Source organism: Pectobacterium aroidearum (genome assembly GCF_015689195.1).
GTDB lineage: Bacteria > Pseudomonadota > Gammaproteobacteria > Enterobacterales > Enterobacteriaceae > Pectobacterium > Pectobacterium aroidearum.
The window spans coordinates 1,853,802-1,871,634 of record NZ_CP065044.1; the positions used below are offsets into that span (position 1 = coordinate 1,853,802).

At 39.4% G+C, this 17,833-nt stretch carries 21 protein-coding genes and 2 tRNA genes; 15 read left to right on the forward strand and 8 right to left on the reverse strand.

Translation table 11 applies throughout. From position 1 onward, the window contains the following. Positions 1-89 precede the first annotated feature (89 nt). Together I2D83_RS08305 and I2D83_RS08310 are read left to right on the forward strand one after the other, a co-directional pair. Positions 90-836 (forward strand): hypothetical protein, encoded by a 747-nt coding sequence (locus I2D83_RS08305; RefSeq protein WP_205947895.1) that lies wholly within the window; start codon positions 90-92, stop codon positions 834-836. Between the two features lie 38 nt (positions 837-874). Next, positions 875-1,198 carry a hypothetical protein gene (locus I2D83_RS08310; RefSeq protein ID WP_205947896.1) on the forward strand — a complete coding sequence of 108 codons (324 nt, stop codon included), beginning with the start codon at positions 875-877 and terminating at the stop codon, positions 1,196-1,198. Positions 1,199-1,209: 11 nt separating this feature from the next. On the opposite strand, the gene I2D83_RS08315 is transcribed toward I2D83_RS08310, so the two are convergent. Beyond that, a protein-coding gene (locus I2D83_RS08315) for an IS3 family transposase (RefSeq protein WP_205946711.1) occupies positions 1,210-2,321 on the reverse strand; the annotation gives its coding sequence in 2 pieces (ribosomal slippage) (positions 1,210-2,060 and positions 2,060-2,321; 1,113 coding nt in all). A gap of 52 nt (positions 2,322-2,373) precedes the next feature. On the opposite strand from I2D83_RS08315, the gene I2D83_RS08320 reads away from it, so the two are divergent. Together I2D83_RS08320 and I2D83_RS08325 are read left to right on the forward strand one after the other, a co-directional pair. Next, a complete protein-coding gene (locus I2D83_RS08320) occupies positions 2,374-2,580 on the forward strand; it encodes a hypothetical protein (protein ID WP_205947897.1) in 207 nt (68 codons plus the stop codon). Positions 2,581-2,735: 155 nt separating this feature from the next. After that, entirely contained in the window at positions 2,736-2,936 is a 201-nt protein-coding gene (locus tag I2D83_RS08325; protein ID WP_205947898.1) for a hypothetical protein, read from the forward strand. Between the two features lie 5 nt (positions 2,937-2,941). On the opposite strand, the gene I2D83_RS08330 is transcribed toward I2D83_RS08325, so the two are convergent. Next, positions 2,942-3,526, reverse strand: a complete 585-nt coding sequence (locus tag I2D83_RS08330; RefSeq protein WP_205947899.1) for a hypothetical protein — start codon at positions 3,524-3,526, stop codon at positions 2,942-2,944. Positions 3,527-4,199: 673 nt separating this feature from the next. Between I2D83_RS08330 and I2D83_RS08335 the strand changes: the two genes are divergently transcribed. The 5 genes from I2D83_RS08335 to hxsA all read left to right on the forward strand — a co-directional run bounded on the left by I2D83_RS08335 (position 4,200) and on the right by hxsA (position 9,367). Continuing rightward, positions 4,200-5,486 (forward strand): KAP family P-loop NTPase fold protein, encoded by a 1,287-nt coding sequence (locus I2D83_RS08335; RefSeq protein WP_205947900.1) that lies wholly within the window; start codon positions 4,200-4,202, stop codon positions 5,484-5,486. A gap of 456 nt (positions 5,487-5,942) precedes the next feature. Continuing rightward, a complete protein-coding gene (gene hxsD, locus I2D83_RS08340) occupies positions 5,943-6,218 on the forward strand; it encodes a His-Xaa-Ser system protein HxsD (protein WP_205947901.1) in 276 nt (91 codons plus the stop codon). Next, positions 6,215-7,609, forward strand: a complete 1,395-nt coding sequence (gene hxsB / locus I2D83_RS08345; RefSeq protein WP_205947902.1) for a His-Xaa-Ser system radical SAM maturase HxsB — start codon at positions 6,215-6,217, stop codon at positions 7,607-7,609. Before hxsD ends, hxsB begins: the two co-directional genes overlap by 4 nt. Then, entirely contained in the window at positions 7,602-8,714 is a 1,113-nt protein-coding gene (gene hxsC, locus I2D83_RS08350; RefSeq protein ID WP_205947903.1) for a His-Xaa-Ser system radical SAM maturase HxsC, read from the forward strand. Before hxsB ends, hxsC begins: the two co-directional genes overlap by 8 nt. After that, positions 8,711-9,367 (forward strand): His-Xaa-Ser repeat protein HxsA, encoded by a 657-nt coding sequence (gene hxsA, locus I2D83_RS08355; protein WP_205947904.1) that lies wholly within the window; start codon positions 8,711-8,713, stop codon positions 9,365-9,367. The genes hxsC and hxsA overlap by 4 nt, the downstream gene beginning before the upstream one ends. 117 nt (positions 9,368-9,484) lie before the next feature. On the opposite strand, the gene I2D83_RS08360 is transcribed toward hxsA, so the two are convergent. Next, positions 9,485-9,661: a hypothetical protein gene (locus I2D83_RS08360; protein ID WP_181828302.1), complete on the reverse strand. Its 177-nt coding sequence runs from the start codon at positions 9,659-9,661 to the stop codon at positions 9,485-9,487. Between the two features lie 242 nt (positions 9,662-9,903). On the opposite strand from I2D83_RS08360, the gene I2D83_RS08365 reads away from it, so the two are divergent. From I2D83_RS08365 to I2D83_RS22570, 4 genes are all read left to right on the forward strand, one after another. Continuing rightward, a complete protein-coding gene (locus I2D83_RS08365) occupies positions 9,904-10,098 on the forward strand; it encodes a ribbon-helix-helix protein, CopG family (RefSeq protein WP_205947905.1) in 195 nt (64 codons plus the stop codon). Between the two features lie 64 nt (positions 10,099-10,162). After that, positions 10,163-11,551, forward strand: a complete 1,389-nt coding sequence (locus I2D83_RS08370) for a coiled-coil domain-containing protein (RefSeq protein ID WP_205947906.1) — start codon at positions 10,163-10,165, stop codon at positions 11,549-11,551. Positions 11,552-11,675: 124 nt separating this feature from the next. Continuing rightward, positions 11,676-12,179, forward strand: a complete 504-nt coding sequence (locus I2D83_RS08375) for a hypothetical protein (RefSeq protein WP_205947907.1) — start codon at positions 11,676-11,678, stop codon at positions 12,177-12,179. 78 nt (positions 12,180-12,257) lie between these two features. Next, entirely contained in the window at positions 12,258-12,464 is a 207-nt protein-coding gene (locus tag I2D83_RS22570; protein WP_420851271.1) for a hypothetical protein, read from the forward strand. Positions 12,465-12,675: 211 nt separating this feature from the next. On the opposite strand, the gene I2D83_RS08385 is transcribed toward I2D83_RS22570, so the two are convergent. After that, positions 12,676-13,887, reverse strand: coding sequence for a DUF3800 domain-containing protein (locus I2D83_RS08385; RefSeq protein ID WP_205947908.1), 1,212 nt, complete (start codon positions 13,885-13,887; stop codon positions 12,676-12,678). Between the two features lie 436 nt (positions 13,888-14,323). Between I2D83_RS08385 and tssD the strand changes: the two genes are divergently transcribed. Next, positions 14,324-14,551: a type VI secretion system tube protein TssD gene (tssD, locus tag I2D83_RS08390; protein ID WP_241007289.1), complete on the forward strand. Its 228-nt coding sequence runs from the start codon at positions 14,324-14,326 to the stop codon at positions 14,549-14,551. A gap of 58 nt (positions 14,552-14,609) precedes the next feature. Here the strand turns inward: tssD and I2D83_RS08395 are convergent, their stop codons facing one another. The 3 genes from I2D83_RS08395 to mtfA form a co-directional block, all read right to left on the reverse strand. After that, positions 14,610-15,887 carry a tyrosine-type recombinase/integrase gene (locus tag I2D83_RS08395; protein WP_103808513.1) on the reverse strand — a complete coding sequence of 426 codons (1,278 nt, stop codon included), beginning with the start codon at positions 15,885-15,887 and terminating at the stop codon, positions 14,610-14,612. 179 nt (positions 15,888-16,066) lie between these two features. Beyond that, positions 16,067-16,142, reverse strand: a tRNA-Asn gene (locus I2D83_RS08400). Positions 16,143-16,252: 110 nt separating this feature from the next. After that, positions 16,253-17,050: a DgsA anti-repressor MtfA gene (gene mtfA / locus I2D83_RS08405; protein WP_205947909.1), complete on the reverse strand. Its 798-nt coding sequence runs from the start codon at positions 17,048-17,050 to the stop codon at positions 16,253-16,255. A 93-nt stretch (positions 17,051-17,143) separates the two neighbouring features. On the opposite strand from mtfA, the gene I2D83_RS08410 reads away from it, so the two are divergent. Beyond that, positions 17,144-17,233, forward strand: a tRNA-Ser gene (locus I2D83_RS08410). A 58-nt stretch (positions 17,234-17,291) separates the two neighbouring features. On the opposite strand, the gene I2D83_RS08415 is transcribed toward I2D83_RS08410, so the two are convergent. After that, positions 17,292-17,678: a lysozyme inhibitor LprI family protein gene (locus I2D83_RS08415; protein WP_015839750.1), complete on the reverse strand. Its 387-nt coding sequence runs from the start codon at positions 17,676-17,678 to the stop codon at positions 17,292-17,294. Positions 17,679-17,833: the final 155 nt, after the last annotated feature.

The window sequence follows — 17,833 nt, forward strand, 5'->3', positions numbered from 1 at the left end:
ATATTTTGTCAATGGATATGTATTGTATTTGTTTTTAAACTATGAGGAGTGTTATTATCTATATGGATAAGTAAGCTGAGGAGAGTAGGATGTCGACGTCTTCTATTATAAGTAATATCAAATGTGGAATGAAAAATGCTGCTTATGATATGTATTCAATGAATATTGACTCAGGTGCAGTTATGAATACAGAGTATTTACTGACAGTTAATATAGCACAGGCGTTAGTTAGGAAGTTTGGTGGATTAAATAGTAACAACTCTATTTATTTAGAATATTCAACAGAAAAATTTTTATCTGCATGCCCTCCTACTATAAAACGAGAGAAACCTAAAGAGGGTTATTTATTTGGAGTCTCAAAAGTCAGGAAGATAGTCGATACTTCTCGTTCAGGAAGAATTGATATTGCTATAATGAGAAATGATAATGGTAATAATGTAGCTCTATGTGCTATCGAAGTTAAAGGTAACACGCCTTCAAAAAACCTTGTTTTATCAGATTTAAAAAGAAATTTAGAGTACTTAATTCATGAGGATGATACTGGAAAGTCGAGGTTACAGTTAGCAGTGAGTTGTTCCTGTGAGTGTTTTTTTAGGCATAAATATGTAGTTACGGATAAAGATGAGCAAAAAAAACTATCATCTATAACTAAAAAATATCAAAATTATATAAAAGAAATTGAAATTCCCGATTTCATTAAAAAAAATGTTGATGTCTTTACAATAAAAAAGGAGTTATTAGATGATAACGCCACCAATGAGGAATACCATTTAAATGGAGATAATTTACATCTTGTGATTGGAATATTAATAACTTTTGAGATAGATAATGACTAGGTTTTTTCAATGTAACTAAATTAATATCACAGGTTATTATGGACAGAAGATATCTTGTTAAAGAAATCATCGAGTATTCAGAGTGCATTATTAAAAAAGTAAGCCCAAGGCCAGGTTGTTGTTTATATATAAGTGCACTTCTTGCTGGTATGATCAATAACAATCTTCCTGTTACAGCTAGGTTGGTCGTAGGGTCTCTTAGTATTAGTGGAACTTCAATTTTTAAGCATACACCTATACTTCCGCTCCTTGCTAAAAATGAAGAGATGAAAATTGACTGGGATGGACATGCCTGGATTGCAGTATCTGGTTTAATCTGTGACTTATCTTTATTCATGACAGCAAGTACGATACCAATGTAAGCACACCCGTTTTAGTTCCACGCACTTTTTGAGATTTCCGGGTTTTCAGCCATCAGACGGTACTCTTCCGGCGTCAGGTTATTCAGGGATTCATGGGGCCGCTCACCGTTATATTCAGCCAGCCAGCGCTCTGTAATTTCCCGTGCTTCATTCAGTGTTCTGAACAGATAAAAATCCAGTATTTCGGTCCGGTACGTCCGGTTAAAGCGTTCGATAAATGCGTTTTGCGTCGGTTTACCCGGCTTGATAAAGTCCAGCATCACGCCATGCTCTTCGGCCCATTGAGCCAGCGCCAGCGATATAAGTTCTGGCCCATTATCCATCCTCATCTTCAGCGGATATCCACGGTTTGCCACGATCCTATCCAGTACCCGGACAACACGCTGGGCCGGGATATTCAGGTCAATTTCAATGGCCAGGGCTTCCCGGTTAAAATCATCCACCACATTGAAGGTTCTGAAGCGTCTGCCGCAGACCAGCGCGTCGTGCATAAAATCGATGGACCAGCTCTGGTTCAGCGCCTCTGGGGTCGCCAGTGGAGCCGGATTACGCACCGGCAGACGTTGCTTTCCTTTGCGACGAAAATTCAGTTTCAGAAGACAGTAAATTCGGTGAACACGCTTGTGATTCCAGGTATTCCCCTGCCTGCGCAATACCTGAAAAAGCTTCTTAAATCCGTATCGTGGATAGCGTTCAGCCATCACTAGCAGCCCCTGGATCACCGATTCATCACGCCGGGTATCTGGCTGGTATAAAAACACCGTCCTGCTCAACGATAACGTCCTGCATGCCTGACGTATGCTCATCGCAAACTGCGAGGTCAGATAACTGACGAGCTCACGTTTTATCGCTGGTTTTAAAGCTTTTTTTCAATAACATCTTTTAGCGCCCGGCATTCCAGACTGAGGTCGGCAAACATCTGTTTGAGCCGCCGGTTCTCGTCTTCCAGATCTTTGATCTTTTTAATATCAGCCGCTTCCATCCCGCCGTATTTTGCTTTCCAGTTGTAATAGCTGGCTTCGGATATAGCGGCTTCGCGGCAGACATCTTTGACGGTTCGTCCGGCTTCGACGGACTTCAGAACGGCGATGATCTGGTGTTCAGTGAATCGGATCTTGCGCATAGCGATCTCCTCAGGGGACATAGTTAGTATGTCGGAAGATCTCTAAAAGTGAATGGTCCGTATTGCAGGGATACTTACACCAACACCAAGTATTATTAAATCGGTTATAGATAATACTTTTAAAAATGCTCCACTTTACTTGATTGGACAGGAAAATAGACTGATTGAGCTTGGAGTCGATTATTTGGAAATGGAAGAGTTAGATAAGTATTACATCAATGTTTTTATTTGTAATGCTGAGAGATTAGGGATAATATAATATTTTTTTATCTTTTTCAACTGAAAGGAAGAAAAAGCAAGGGGAACTCGAAGAAGCAGCGTAGCGCTTCGTAGAGTTAGCCCTTGCTTAATGGAGGTTGACAACAGAAATAGATATGTTAATTAAATGTATAATATATAAAATTTGGAGGCCTTATGAAGGGTATTTTATTTTCGTATGCAATGTCTATTATTTTATCTATGGTATTTCTAAATGTTTCTGATGCATTTTTTATTCAAGATATTAATGCATCAGGTAAGGTTGAATATGCTATTTATGGTTATGTTGCTATGTCATTGTTTTTTTCACCACTAACGTTTTTTATAATTCCGGCATTTTTCAATGAAAAAAAATAGCGTTTTTATTTTTCCGATTTATATTTCTTTCTATTTTCCAAGAATTCTAATGATGCAATGATTGCTTTAATTATAAGTAATAATGTATAACAAAATATCATAAGGCAACCGATTGAGTTTGTCATTAAAACAGCAAATGGGTCAATGTTGTAGTTAGGGATTGTTTTTAAAGTAAGTAAAGCAGTTGTCGCAGCAGTAACAAGAAATAAAAAGGTATCATTAGCTGCTTTGATTACATCTCTTTCTATCTTCTCTTTTGTTCTAATGAGTTGGTAAAAAAAAGGAGTTACTATTATAATTTGTACCAATAATAGCCATGGGGTGATTTGAATAGAGTCCCATGTAAATAATATTAAAGCAATTAATAAGGCAACGGTTATTGCAAAATTTATTAACAGAGCTGATTTTTTGTCATTTTTATCTACGTTGCTAATTTTTTCTTTTGTTCTAAAATCTGTATCCATTTCATATTCACTTTTTACATGTATATTAGATTTTTTCTTGAGTTTTATATTGATGCTTCCTGCATCGTCATTATAATTTATTCTTATTTTTAACCCTTTAACTTCTGCATCTTTTTCAATATCCATATTATATCCTATTCATCTGTTTATAAAATTTCTGTATAGCCTTGCTATACAAACCATATTGCTATTTTTAGCATTAAAAGTAAATAATGCTATTTTAAAATTTGATTCTAAAATTTATTTAGGTTTTTATTCACATTCAAAAAAATGTCAGGATATACTCCTTGGTGTAATCTGCATCCTGGACGCCAGGACTGAACGATATAACGACCGTCTCCCATGTATCTCATACCAAAGTCCTGATAGTGATAAAAAACATGTGAACCATTTTTACATGAACAGGAAGGACAACTTTTATAGTATTCATTACCAAACTCTGCAATTACAGATTCATGCAGAGAGTTCTGATAAGCAGGACACATATCCATAGAGATAACCTCTTATCAAAATGGTTAGTTTGAAAATGATTATTCTTCTATCTAAATTTTTTCTTCAACAACTTGTGTGATAGAAACATGCTCCAAAAAAATTTGGAAAACAAGAGGTGTTGATCATGTTCACTGATTGTAACTATAATCATGCTTCTTTTGCGTTTTATTAACGCATCTTATATGTTTTTTATAATAGTAAGCTAGTATTACTCATGATTTAATAAGACTAAAAATGAAGATTTTCTTTATTCATTAGAATTAAATTAGGATGATTTTAAAAAATTAGTCAATTTTAAAGGTGTGAAATGAGATTAACTATTAATGAATTAGACTATACTAAAGGATTTAGTTCTGAAAATGATATTTTTAAAAGGAAAGGATTTTCTCAGAAATTAGAAGAAATAATCTTAGCATCAGAAGATGATGGCTTGGTTTTCGCTCTTGATGATAAATGGGGGACAGGAAAGACCACTTTTATAAAAATGTGGCAAGGAGAGAATGACAAAAATGAAAGCAGTAAGATTAAAATGGTATACTTTAATGCATTTGAAAATGATTATCAAAATGAGCCTTTTATATCTTTAGCGGCAAAGTTTTATGAAATAATTGATGATAAATCTGAGTTAAAACCGAAGTTACTTGAAATATCTAAAAAAATAGGTAAAACTTTATTGTCTGTTGGAACTAAAGCTGGGATTGCTATTGCAACCGCAGGTATCTTAAAAGGTTCTGATGTTGAAGACGCTACGGATAAAATTTCCGAATCTATATCAGATCCAATAGAAAAATTAATAGAGGATAAATTTAAATCTATTAATAATGAAAGTGCAGTCATAAAATCATTTACTGAAACACTAAGAAAAATCTCTGAAGAAGAAGGCAAGAAAATTGTCTTATTTATAGATGAACTTGATCGTGCAAGGCCAGATTTCTCATTGGAACTAATTGAGAAAGTAAAGCATTTCTTTTCCGTGAAAAATGTTGTTTTTATATTATCAATGAATCGTAGGCAATTTGAGAAAGGAATACAAAAAAGATATGGTGATATTGATACTGGTTTATATTTGAGTAAATTTGTTCACTATTGGTTTTCTTTACCTAAAAATAATGATGGTTATAATTCGTTAATCAGAAATTACATTGATAACGTGTCACCAGTAATATTTAATAATGTATCTAATAAAAATTCTATTATTTGGTGGATCTCTGATTTATTAACAGCACAAAATGCGTCTTTCCGAGATGCGGAGCGTTGCCTTTCTATTATATCCATATTACTATGGAAATACGATGATATGCAATACGAAGACTATTTTCATTTCTCTGTTTCTACGGCAGCAGTTCTTAAAGTCATGACACCAGAAGTAGTTGATAAGATAAATGATATTACTTATAAAGAAATATATAATGCACTAAAAATAGATAAGATCGATGATCAAAATAGGCCATCTTATGAAAAATATCTAAAGTTGGAGTTTTTATCTGACAATGAACTTCATGGTTATTCTCAGAATACTCATGATCCTCTCATTCGTAGATCTGCCCTTATAAAAAGAGCTATTGGGTATATAGATAACCTTTCGCCGCATTGAATTGTTTTTTAATAAATTAAGAACCATCTCTAGTTCCGCTGGAGCTGGTTCATTTCATTAGATGACTTATTTCTTGTGAGTAGAATATTCCGAATGAAAATCCTGATGCAGTCAGTCCAAACTTCCCCATAGGATGAATGTCAGAGTTTCTTTCACCTGTGACTGTTTGGTTTCAATAACTGCGTAAATCAACACTCCGCATTGATCCATGGTCCATCTATCTGTATGTAACATATCCACTAATTTAATTTGAGTTAAGTCAAATGAAGCAAGGTGATATTATTATCTTGCTATCTTTTTGTGATTCAAGACTATTGGGTTAATTATTTTTAGCTCTCAGGTGGATCTTTTTCAAAAGTAGAGCTATATCGTATAAGCAGTATTTTAAAAATCATTAGCATAAAAATATTTTACGTCTGTAATTTTTTTAATTGTTATTAATTAGACAGGACAGCAATGTTTATAAAAACTATAGAAAAAACAAACCATTCTGAATGGGTGGTGAGAAACAGTTTGTATTGGATGTCTGCTTACACGAGATGGCAACTGGGAGCAGATGACAACGACTGGATCGTCTCTTTTGAATCCTTTGACGATACCATCAAGTTTGAATTTGAACGACTCCTGAATGATTACAAGCTTCGTGAAACCCACCAAAGCCATACCGGACATATCAGGGCTTCAATCATTTCCACGGTGCTGAGAAGCATTGATGCGAGGCTGACTGAATGAAGCCAATGCCATTTAACTTTGACAGGTTGAATGATGGCAGGGTCTTCATCAGCAATCTGGCTGGTTTTCATCATTTCATCTCTAACGATGAATTAGAAAGCCTTTCCTGCAACAAATGGTCGCCGGAGATCCGGTCTAGTGACATTCTGGAAAGTAAGCTTTTCATTGCCGACGATGCTTCCGAAGACCTCGCTTCTGCTTCGCTCAGTTCAGGTTTTGCTAAACGGCTGATGAGTGAGCTGGCTGTCAGACCGATTTTCATGATTGTGCCAACATTGCGGTGCGATCATACCTGCAAGTATTGTCAGGTCAGCCGGGCGGCAATCGGTGCCGAAGGTTACGATCTTGATCCGCTTCTCATCCCTGACATTGTTCAGACCATTAAAAAACTGTCTTCGCCTCCCTATAAGATAGAAGTGCAGGGTGGAGAGCCTTTACTCCGGTTTGATCTGATCCAGGCAATATATGCTGAGTGTGAGAGAACGCTGGGTCAGCAATGCTTTGAAATGGTAATTGCCACGACGCTCTCACTGCTTGAACCGTCCATGATGGACTGGGTTAAAGATCGCAATATCACATTCTCCGTTTCTTTGGACGGTGGTGAGGGTATCCACAATAAAAACCGTCTCCTTGCCGAAGGTAAATCCTATTCAAAAGCCGTTGCGGGGATGCTGGCGGTTCGGGAGCAGCTTGGTGCAGGTCGCGTGGCGACGGTCACGACCGTTACCAAGGCACTGATCCAACATCCGGGTTCAATCATTGATGCCCATCTGGGGTTAGGCTTGACTGATATCTTTGTCAGACCTGTTAGCCCCTATGGATTTGCCCATAAAGAAAGTTTCACTTTCTCTATGCAGGAATATTTCGATTTCTACGCCACGTTGATTGAAGAGATCCTGTGGCATAACCAGAAAGGCACTGCCGTTGTTGAACACTCAGCCGCGATACATGTAAAACGGATTTTCAACCCTGGTTTTAGTGGCTATGCCGATCTGAAATCTCCCAGCGGCGTCGTATTGAACTGTATTCTCTTTAACTATGATGGCCGTGTTTATGGCAGCGACGAAAGCAGAATGCTTCAGAAAGTGAATGCCGATGCTGATTTTAGTGCCGGGGCTGTTTCAGGGTTATCTTTTTCTCAAAGCCCTTACTATCAGTCAGTCCTGAGTTCATCGTTCAATTTTGCTTTGCCGGGTTGTGATACCTGCGCCTACCAGCCATTTTGCGGCGCAGATCCTTGCCAGAATATCAGTGTTCAGGGAGAGCCGGTAGGCGACAGAAGCCGCTCCATATTCTGCCAATATCATAAGGGAATGTTCCGGTTCCTGATGAATGCCATTGCTCAGGATGGGCCTACTGCAACGATGCTGAAAAGGTGGGCTTATGTCTGAGGTGCTGAGAAACGATATTTTCCGTTTTACAGCGGAGAACACGGTTGAAATGGGGTTCTATCGGTTGTGCAAAAAGAAGCCCGTTGATCCGCAATTTTTCCTGCCAAATTTACTGATCCAACCTTCTTTTGATAATGGTGCGGCTGCACCTTATTATGCAGGCGCTATCGTCAGTAATCAGCTATACGAGTCCGTAGAAGATGGCGATATTGGCGTTGTGAATAATGGCAATATGCTCAGAGTGATTTTGTCTCGCCGAGCGAATCATAATACTGTCCTTGTGACGGAAAGATGTAATAACCGATGCCTGTTCTGTTCTCAGCCGCCAAAAACGCCCAATGATGACTGGCTTCTTACACAGTCTGCTCTTGCGATTGCGGCATTTAACTTTAATGGGCTTGTCGGGGTCAGTGGTGGTGAGCCTCTGCTATATGGCGAAGAATTTCTCTCGTTTCTAGACTTTGTTATTGATAATGCTCCTGATACCTCGCTGCATGTATTAACCAATGGCCGACAGTTTGCTGATGCTCGCTTTGCCGAAAAGGTGAGGGAACGAAGTAAAAGAATGAATATCACCTTTGGTATCCCACTTTACTCTTCACGACAGCAAATCCATGATCATCTTGTGGGGAGTGATGGGGCTTTCAGGGATACCGTTAAGGGCTTAATTAACGCGGGAAATTCAGGCATCAACATTGAATTAAGGATCATCCCAACAAAAGCGAATTATCACGATCTTGCTGATGTAGTGGAATATATCGGCAGGGTTTTTTCTAACATCAGCCAGATCTCCATTATGGGATTGGAATCTATTGGCTGGGCAAGAAAGAACTGGGATGAGATTTTTGTCAGCCATGACTCTTATGCGACCTCTCTGTCTTTAGCTACCGACACGGCTAACAGAGCGGGTATCCCGTTGGTGATATTCAATTACCCGCTGTGTCACTTGCCTGAGTCTTTGTGGGATTATTCAACACAATCTATTTCTGACTGGAAAAACTACTATCCAGAAGCGTGTGATTCATGCAGTAAAAAATCATCCTGTGCAGGTTATTTTTCCTCATCAAAAGGCCGTTTTCATCAAATGCCGAGACCAATTCTATGAAAAGATTAAAGTTAGCCGCTTTATTACCTGGGTTTTTAGCACTCAATAACTCTGTATGGGCCAGTGATGCAGCGATGAATATTGAAGAGTTTGGCACCTCTCCGTTAAATGATCACGATCTTGTGCTGGCACCACTCAATACCGAAGTGCCTTTTTATATTGCCGGTCACCGAAGCCACAGCTCTCATCGTAGCCACAGTTCTCACAGCTCTCACCGTTCTTCATCAGGTGGTGGATATTACGGCGGTAGCGCTACACCATACTACCCCCGCAGCAGTGATTCATCTTCCGGGAGTAGTAACTCAGGCGTGGCGTCATCACCGTCTTCGCCAGCGGCATCTTCACCTTCGACGAGAGCACTACGTTCAGATAGTGGGAACTCGGTAAGCTCTTCGAGATCTGGAACGAGCCAAAATACTAACACTTCCATGAATGGTGTCTCTTCCGATCAGGAAAAGAGACGCAGGCTTATCATGCGTGTGCAATTTGCCTTGTTTGATAAAGGCTATTATGAGGGCATCATTGATGGCGTTATGGGACCAGGAACCCGATCTGCTATAAGAACATATCGGATTAATAAAGGTCTTCCTTTACCAGCCACTGAAACTTTAGATACCCAGTTGCTGAATTCATTGAATGTGCTTGCACGGTAATTTTTTTTAGAGAAGGTCATTTATGGCTAACAACTGATGACCGTATTGATGCAAAAGGATCTGGCTAAATATAAACCAGATCCATTTAACAGCAGGAATTGAGACAAATTTATATCATTAGATTGGTGTAGTTTCTGTCGAATGAAAATCCTGATATAACCAGTCAAGCCTTTCCCAGAGGATGAACGTCAAAATTTCTTTCACCTGTGGTTGCTTGGTCTCGATCACTGCGTAGATCAGTGCTCTGCACTGGTCGATGATCTCTTCCTGCTCTAGAGGTGTGTTATCGAACATAACGCATCTCCATAGCTTGCCAGAACAGATTAAAATAACGTTTACTGGATTGCTTAAAGTGCTGATCTTCCAATAGGGAATTGCTAGACTTGCTATTAGCCATATCGTTAACCTCTTAACGGTGTGGTCAGCCCCTGTCTGGTAGTCGCATACCTTTCAGGGGCGAAACTGGTGATGAGTGTAATGTGCTTCTGTGATAGTGTACGTACCTATAAAACAAGCATAGTTAAAAAGGTACGTACATGTCAACGATAAAACGCGATACGAAAAAATCTTCATCAGTGGGAAAATCGCCGACCTTCCAGATTCGGATCTCGTCTGAGCTACGCGAACAGCTTGATGAAATTGTGGCGAAAGAAGGTGTTAGCCTCGGTAACTGGTTCAAAGAGCTTGCCCGTCAGGAGTTGAGAAAGCAGGGGATTGAGCCGAAGGGGTAAGCTATAGTTTTTATATAAAAACTAAATAATCATTTTATGTTTACTATGAATGGAGAAGATAATCGTGCATGAAAAGTTGATACAGCTTCAAGAAAAGCTTGAAGGACTGCATACAGCATTGAAAGAGTTGAAATTTCCCCTAGATAACTTAATTGACAATGGTGATTATAATTTTCCTTTCCTCAACTCTAGTGATATCGTTTTCTTTCCAAAAGAGTTATCAGATAAGGTTTCTCGATTTAAAAAATATATTCCAACCGAAGATGATATTACGTACATAGAATATTTCATACTAGCGATTGATAACTCTAAAAAAAATATTCCTTATCTCATAAATGGTAATGCAAACGTTTCTGCCCCTGCTATTTACTCTTTTTTACTGTCGATGCTATTTATTAGTAATGGCATCAATGATCTTTTTTCTTTTGAAGTATTAGCTAATAAAGATTTACTGCCAAAAAAAATAATAAATAGATTAGATCTTTATAATTCTAAGCTAGATGAAATCCAAGGTAAGTCAGGAAATATTGACGAAAAAATAGATACTATTAACGAAGCGTATGATGCAGCGGAGGGACTTCCTACAACCTTAAAGAATTTAAGGGATATAAAAGAAGAAATTGATAATATAAAGATATTTTCAGAAGAAAATTTCTCTCTTACTCAACAAGCCTACGATAATTCAGATAAACTTCATAAAGAAATAGAACGTTTTCATTCTGAAATAAAGGAGTTGAAATCAAATATTGAGAACGAAGCTAAAGAGTATATGGATGGTCTTAAGAATGAGGCTGAAGTATATATAGATAAATGTGAAGAAGCATTCAGGACTACGACCTCTAAAGGACTTGCAGGGGCTTTTGAAGATAAAGCAATTAAATTGAATGTAAGTATTCGATATTGGGTCGGTGGGTTAATTTGTGCTTTGATTTTAGGGGCTGTCGTTGGATATTTTAGATTACAGGCATTAGAAAGTTATTTTTCATCATCAGATACATCTATATTTAAGATGATAATACAAATATTTCTCTCTGCATTTAGTGTTGGTGCGCCGCTATGGTTTGCTTGGTTGGCAACAAAGCAAATAGGGCAGAGATTTAAGCTTGCCGAAGACTATGAGTTTAAAGCATCAGTTTCTAAAGCTTATGAAGGGTATAGAAGAGAAGCCATTCAGTTAGATGATGGCTTTGCCCAAAGGTTATTTGGTAATGCGTTGACCAGGTTAGAAGAGCCACCTTTACGATTTGTTGAAGAAGCCTCCCACTCATCTCCTATGATGGAAATTATTTCTTCTGAAAACTTTAAGGACTTTATTAATTCTGGTGGGGAGAGAGTCGATGGTGTTTTACAAAGATTAGGTTTGCAGCGAAAAAAACAAGATGACGCAAAGGACAAAAAATCTAAGATCGACACTGATGATGAAATAGTTACAGTTGATGGAGAGGAAAAATAAAGATAAGGGAGGATAAAACCATTCTCCCTAAATTTTTCATTATAACTAGGTGTTTTCATCTGAAGTTTTAATTCTACATCTCGTATATATTTTTAACAACCGAAACTAACTATTAAGGTTAATCATGGAGTTTAAGTTTATTCTGAGTGGTGCTGTAATTGCGGCTTTTATTTCTGCACTTGTTGTTATTTTTGTTGCTGCAATTAACAACCACGTCAGCAGAGTTAAATCCCAAAATGAATGGCGTAGAGATAAAGTTTTATCTCTTATTTTAGAATTTCAGGATGAAGTGAGGAATAGTGATGAGATGTTTTTTAAATTAGCTGGTGAGTTATATAGTAGTGGCGTTGAGAAAATAGATAACGCATATTTTGCTATAAATATGGAAGCATATAATTCGAGATGCTATGAGAGAATGAAAATTGTTGTTGAAAAATTAGAATTATTGATTTTACCTCAATATAGGGATGTGTTAAAAAAACAGTTTAATGATTTTATTGAACAGGATAGGATTTTTTATGGAAAAATGAGTTTGGGAGCATTTCATCATCCCGATGATAATCAGCCTTTGCCGAAGCGACATGATTTTCAGCCTTTATTCTTGAAAATAATTGATAATCTACGCTAAAGAATATGGCTCTATATATGGATTAAATTTCTCACTATTATTCATTCAGCAAAAGGACTACAAGGTGAAGTTTTTTTCATTTTTGATGTTTGCAAAGCTCTTACCTGCCATGCGCTTAGAAATGAGATCTACAGACACGTAGAATGCTTTCATCAATCATATGATCAAGCTATGGTCGATGAGTCTTATCGTCTTGCATATGTTGCCATCACCCGTGGTGTCAAAAGAGTCTTTTGGATAGCACCAAAAGGAAGTGATGGAGCGTTTTCTCGCTTTAGAAAGTGATTATGCTATCTGATAATAGCCAGAGATAACTCTGGCTATAGGTTATATCTATATTGTGTGATTGGGATAGATGACGGAAATACCTGATTTCGAATAGCAGTTCCTCAGTCTAAGAGTCAGCTAAGAGCGAGAAGCGGATATCCGAAATATCAAATTAAAGGTTATTAGATAAATGTGTAGGTAAAGAAAGAAGGGGGTTCACCCCTTTTTATCAAGCAAATGTAAATTGATAATGTTTTTCATGCTCACGCATAGACATTACATAAAACAAAAGCTGTTTATTTTCACTGTCTGACTTGTTAATAAGTTTTCTAAAAAGCTCAAGATTGGCTTTTTGTATTGGGTTGAGGTTGTCACGAACATTTTTTATGTCTTCTATGCGATTGGCATTCAAATAGGCAAAGTATTTCTGGAAAACTCCGGCAACAACATCACTCACTTGAATAAATAAATTATCGTGCGAAACATCAAACTGATAGTCAAGCTTTACCAATTCTTCATCATGCGGGAGCGAAGATTCAAAGCTCTCTTTTACAACCTCTTCAACATCAAAAATGTGCTTACTATTAGGAAAATCCATGCCACGATATCGATAGAAGACAGCAAAAGCATCCACTAAATAGTTATCACTACTATCATCCTGACCTTCATCTTCACTGGCTTTAGATTTATCTTCTTTAGCTTCATATCTAAAGTCTGTGGTAAGAGTGAAATCCTCCATTTCGTTTTCAATACACATTTCAAGTAGCTCTCTGAGGCTATCCATGTGTAGTTTTTCATCTTGTGTAACAAGAGGCTTATAACGAAGGGTGTTGTAGTGCTCAAGAACTATATCATGTAGCTCTTGAAGAAAGTTTTTTTCTTTCCCTGTAAAATATGGGTAATCATAGCATTTTAGGAATCTTATGAACTTTTCTCTATTAGAGGAGACTACTTTATATAATTCATCTTTGTGGACATCTTGGTAATGCCGACAATGTTCTAAAGAATTAAAACTAAGAAGTTTCTTTTCAAGGCAGAATAGAACGCAGTCTTCAATAATATCAAGGTAAGCCCAGTACTCCATATTGAGATTAAAATATTGAACATAGAGATCGCTTTGTAGCAGCCATTCAAACAGCCCTTTAAGTTTTCGAGAGTTAAGCATAAAGATGAAGTCGCCAGTGGCTACATGGTCTCTCTTGATCTCTTTCGCTGTAGGTTGAAGCATAATGGATTTTTTAAGCGCATCGAAATCAGCCGTAGATGAGTCATTTAAATGTACCACTCCACCTAAAACAAAGTTTAAACTTGAATACTTATCTTCGTCATGTTCAATATTGTATCCGTCAATCTTATCTGACAAAGCCAATTTTCTTACGTTGTTAGATTCATCATAGTAGAAGGTATATTTTTTATTTTGAAGTTTATTGGGTAATAACATACAACATCCTTTTAGTTGGTAATGGTAGTTTCTATAAATTTGTATCATAAAAGACTGCACTGCTGCTCACTTATTGACTAAAGCGAGTGTTAGCAATGACTGCTTTTGGCTGTGAGTTCAACCGATGGATGCAACACATTGGTTAAAACGCTCTGCGGGTGATTCATAGTCTAATGTTTATAGTGCTTTAAATACATTTCAACAAAAATATCACGAGGCTCAACTTCACTACCAAGAAGCTGCTTCTTAAGCTCGTATATTAGGGTTATTTCGTTCTCAGTCAACAGGGAACGTCCATCATAGTTTACGAATGAGAAAATCGATTCGCTGAGCTCTTTGATATCCATACCATCCTAATCATTATAATTGCATCAATGGTCTTGAGTGTTCATTAGCGATAATATGCAAAGCGCAAACCATTGAAAAGGAAACTTATATGGCTAATTATGCATACATGACTATCGAAGGTAAATCACAGGGATTGATTTCTGAGGGTTGCTCCGCATTAGAATCTATCGGTAACCGATATCAGGCAGGGCATACCGATGAAATCATGATCTTGGCTTTTAACCATATGATGAGCAATGACGGTCATGCTGTTCATAACCCTATTACCCTGGTAAAACCTATCGATAAGTCAACGCCGTTACTGTTTAGAAACTGAGAATGCAAAGCAATGAACCAAGGTGATAAGACAATCTAGCCATCCTTGGCCGTAAAATCTATCCTTTCTGTGCAAACTCAAACGGGCTAACTACTCCATTGCGGTTCGCATCCAGAAAATCCGCCCACCATTGCAGCATCAGTTTGCGCTGGTCAAGATGGCTGACTTTATGGGTATAAGCAGATCTAACCGTGTTTTTCTCTTTATGGCTCATTTGAAGCTCGACCGTGTCTTCCGACCATAATCCAGATTCCGTTAATGCACTACAGGCTAACGTGCGAAAGCCATGCCCACACAGATCGGTTTTGGTGTCATATCCCATGCGCTGAAGGGCTTTATTGATAGTGCCTGAACTCATCGCAGAATCACTGTCGTAAAACCCGGTGAAAATAAAGCCGTCGCCAGCTTTTTCACCATAAGTGATCTGCTTAACCTCTTTTAAGATCTCCACGGCTTGCCTGGAGAGTGGAACAAAATGCTTTCGCTTCATTTTTGCCCCACGGCCAGAGTATTTTACCCCCTTAACTTCCTTTCGTTGTTCAGGGATAACCCACAGAGATTTTTTGAAGTCGATTTCATGCCATCGGGCAAAACGCAACTCACTCGACCTGACAAAAACCAATAATGTGAGTCTGATAGCCAATTCGGTTAAAAGACCCCGCCCATGGTAGTCGTCGATCTTTTGTAAGAGGTCTGGAATTTCATAAATCTCGATAGAAGGGCGGTGCGCTGTCTCACCTTTTTCGACGGTGCCTGCCAAATCATAAGCGGGGTTGTAACTGATGATCTTCTGCTGGACGGCGTATCGCATGATCGACGTTGTATATTGTTTAAGCCGCATGGCGATGTCGAGATAGCCTAATTTCTCAACTTTTCTGAGTGGGGTTAGCAGATCACTGGTATCAAGTTCTGATACATCACGTTTTCCCAGATCAGGCAGAAGATAATTTTCAATGCGTCTCCAGACCTTAACTTTGTAGTCTTCTGACCACTTGGTTTTGGTCTCTGCCCATGCACGAGCCATCACAGCAAAAGAACGTGATTCATCCTGTGCTCCTGGTTGATCCCTGATACTTGCCTTTTTCTTAGCGCCGGGATCAATCCCATTAGCAATCAGCTTACGCGCTTCATCACGACGCTCCCTTGCGTCAGTCAAAGAAATGGCAGGGTAAACGCCCAACGCTAACAGTTTTTGCTTTTGCGCAAAGCGGTAGGAAAGTCGCCAGTATTTAGAGCCGTTCGGGTGGACAAGCAGGTGCATACCAAAACCGTCAGTAAGCTTGTATTCTTTCTCAAGAGGTTTAGCTTTTTTTACTTTGGTGTCAGTAAGTGACATAGATTCTCTTTCCTTTTTGTTGGTATAAGGAAAATCAAACCAGGACTACCAAGAAATCTACCAACAAAACTGTTGGATTCAGGTATTTTTCAGTGGATGTTAGTAGACAAGAGAAGAGGGGCAAGTAATTGATTAAATGCAAAAATGTAGACGCCCGTAGGCATCTACATTCTTTAAATTGGCTCCTCTGACTGGACTCGAACCAGTGACATACGGATTAACAGTCCGCCGTTCTACCGACTGAACTACAGAGGAATCGTGTGAACGGGGCGCATGATATCCGCCACCCGCAGTACTGTCAACGGCAAAATCAGCTTTATCGTCTGACTGTTTAGGCTGTGTACAATTCGCTGTTTTTTTATGAGTTAGTAAATGGATGGGGCACGGTAGTTGACGCTGCTTTGCCAGCTTTTCAGGCGAGCGAGTGGATCTTGTCGATAGAATTTTTGGAAGCAGCGGTACAGGTCGGGGAAACGCTCGTCGAGCAGTTCGGGCGCGCTGAAAAAGTATTCTGACAATACCGCAAAGCACTCTGCCGGATCGTGGACGGCGTAGGGATCCATGCTGGCGGCTTCTTCGCCAACCAGATCGATCTCTTCCTGCAAAGCATCCATCGCACCGTGCAGATGCTGTTCCCAGACAGCAATATCGCGCAAGGGGATCAAGGGAACGCCCGTTGCTTCGCCGCTGCTGCGAATATCCAGCTTGTGTGCGACTTCATGAATGATGAGGTTGAAACCGGAGAGATCGAAGGAGTCCTGTACTTCCTGCCAGTTGAGGACAATCGGCCCCTGATCCCAGCTTTGCCCGGACTGTACCATTTTCCCCGTATGCACGAGCCCAATGTCGTCTTGCCACTCTTCCTCGACAATAAACGGGCCGGGGTAAACCAAAACTTCGTGGAAGCCATCCAGCGCATCCATTCCCAACGACAGCACCGGCAGGGAAAACAACAGGGCGATGCGCTGCTGCATGATTTCCGTTAACACCAGTTCCTGCAACGGAATCAGGCGCTTTTGCTTCAGAAACTGATCGGCAAGGGTGACCAGTTGCTGGCGTTCTTCATCGCTTAAGGGTGCGAGAAGCGGGATGGAAATCGCAGCTTGCCAGTGTTCAAGCGTCTGCACCTGAGGTTGAGAGTTTTTCCACGGCCATTTAATCATTGTTATTGCTCGTTAAGTCGTCACTTGAATTTAAAGGCGAGGGCGCGTGCTGTTAAAATGCCGTAAAAGCGGGCATCATGGCAACTGCTAAACGGAGAGATGCCGGAGCGGCTGAACGGACCAGTCTCGAAAACTGGAGTAGGGGCAACTCTACCGGGGGTTCAAATCCCCCTCTCTCCGCCAGCTATTCAAACACTTACCACGCGTTTAGTCTGTGACGCTTTCCACACTTGGCAGTGGGTTAAAGCGGGCAGCTCAAATCCCCTTCTTTACAACGTAGCATGCTTTTGAATTCTTCTACGCGCTCGGCAGTTTTCTGCGTCAGGCACTGGGAATACAGCATGCCATGGATCGATCCCCCTGTTGTTGGGAAGGTCTGAAACTCACAGTCAGCATCGCGATAGGCAATCCATTTTCTTTGGGCTGATTTGAGTAATGGTTTGTGCTCTTCAATCACCAGACGCTTGGCAACATCCTGATAAAGTCGATTAAGCTCGTCATCCACTTTTTTATACTCATCAGCAGCACACTGGCTCATTTCTAGCTGTGTGCTGGCGTTGCCGCAGTCCGCTGCTTCGGCTTGCGTTAAGGGCAGTAGAGCAAAGAGGGCAATGGCGAATTTTTTCATTCTTTATCCTTTATAAACAGGCATTACGCATGAGAATTGATTATACCGCCATTGTACATATACCGCGCACCTTTCCGCCTTTGGCAAAGATTAATCCCAATTGTTTCGGTGAATACTGACAAATCCCGAACGCTGAACTATTTTCAAAAGTAATT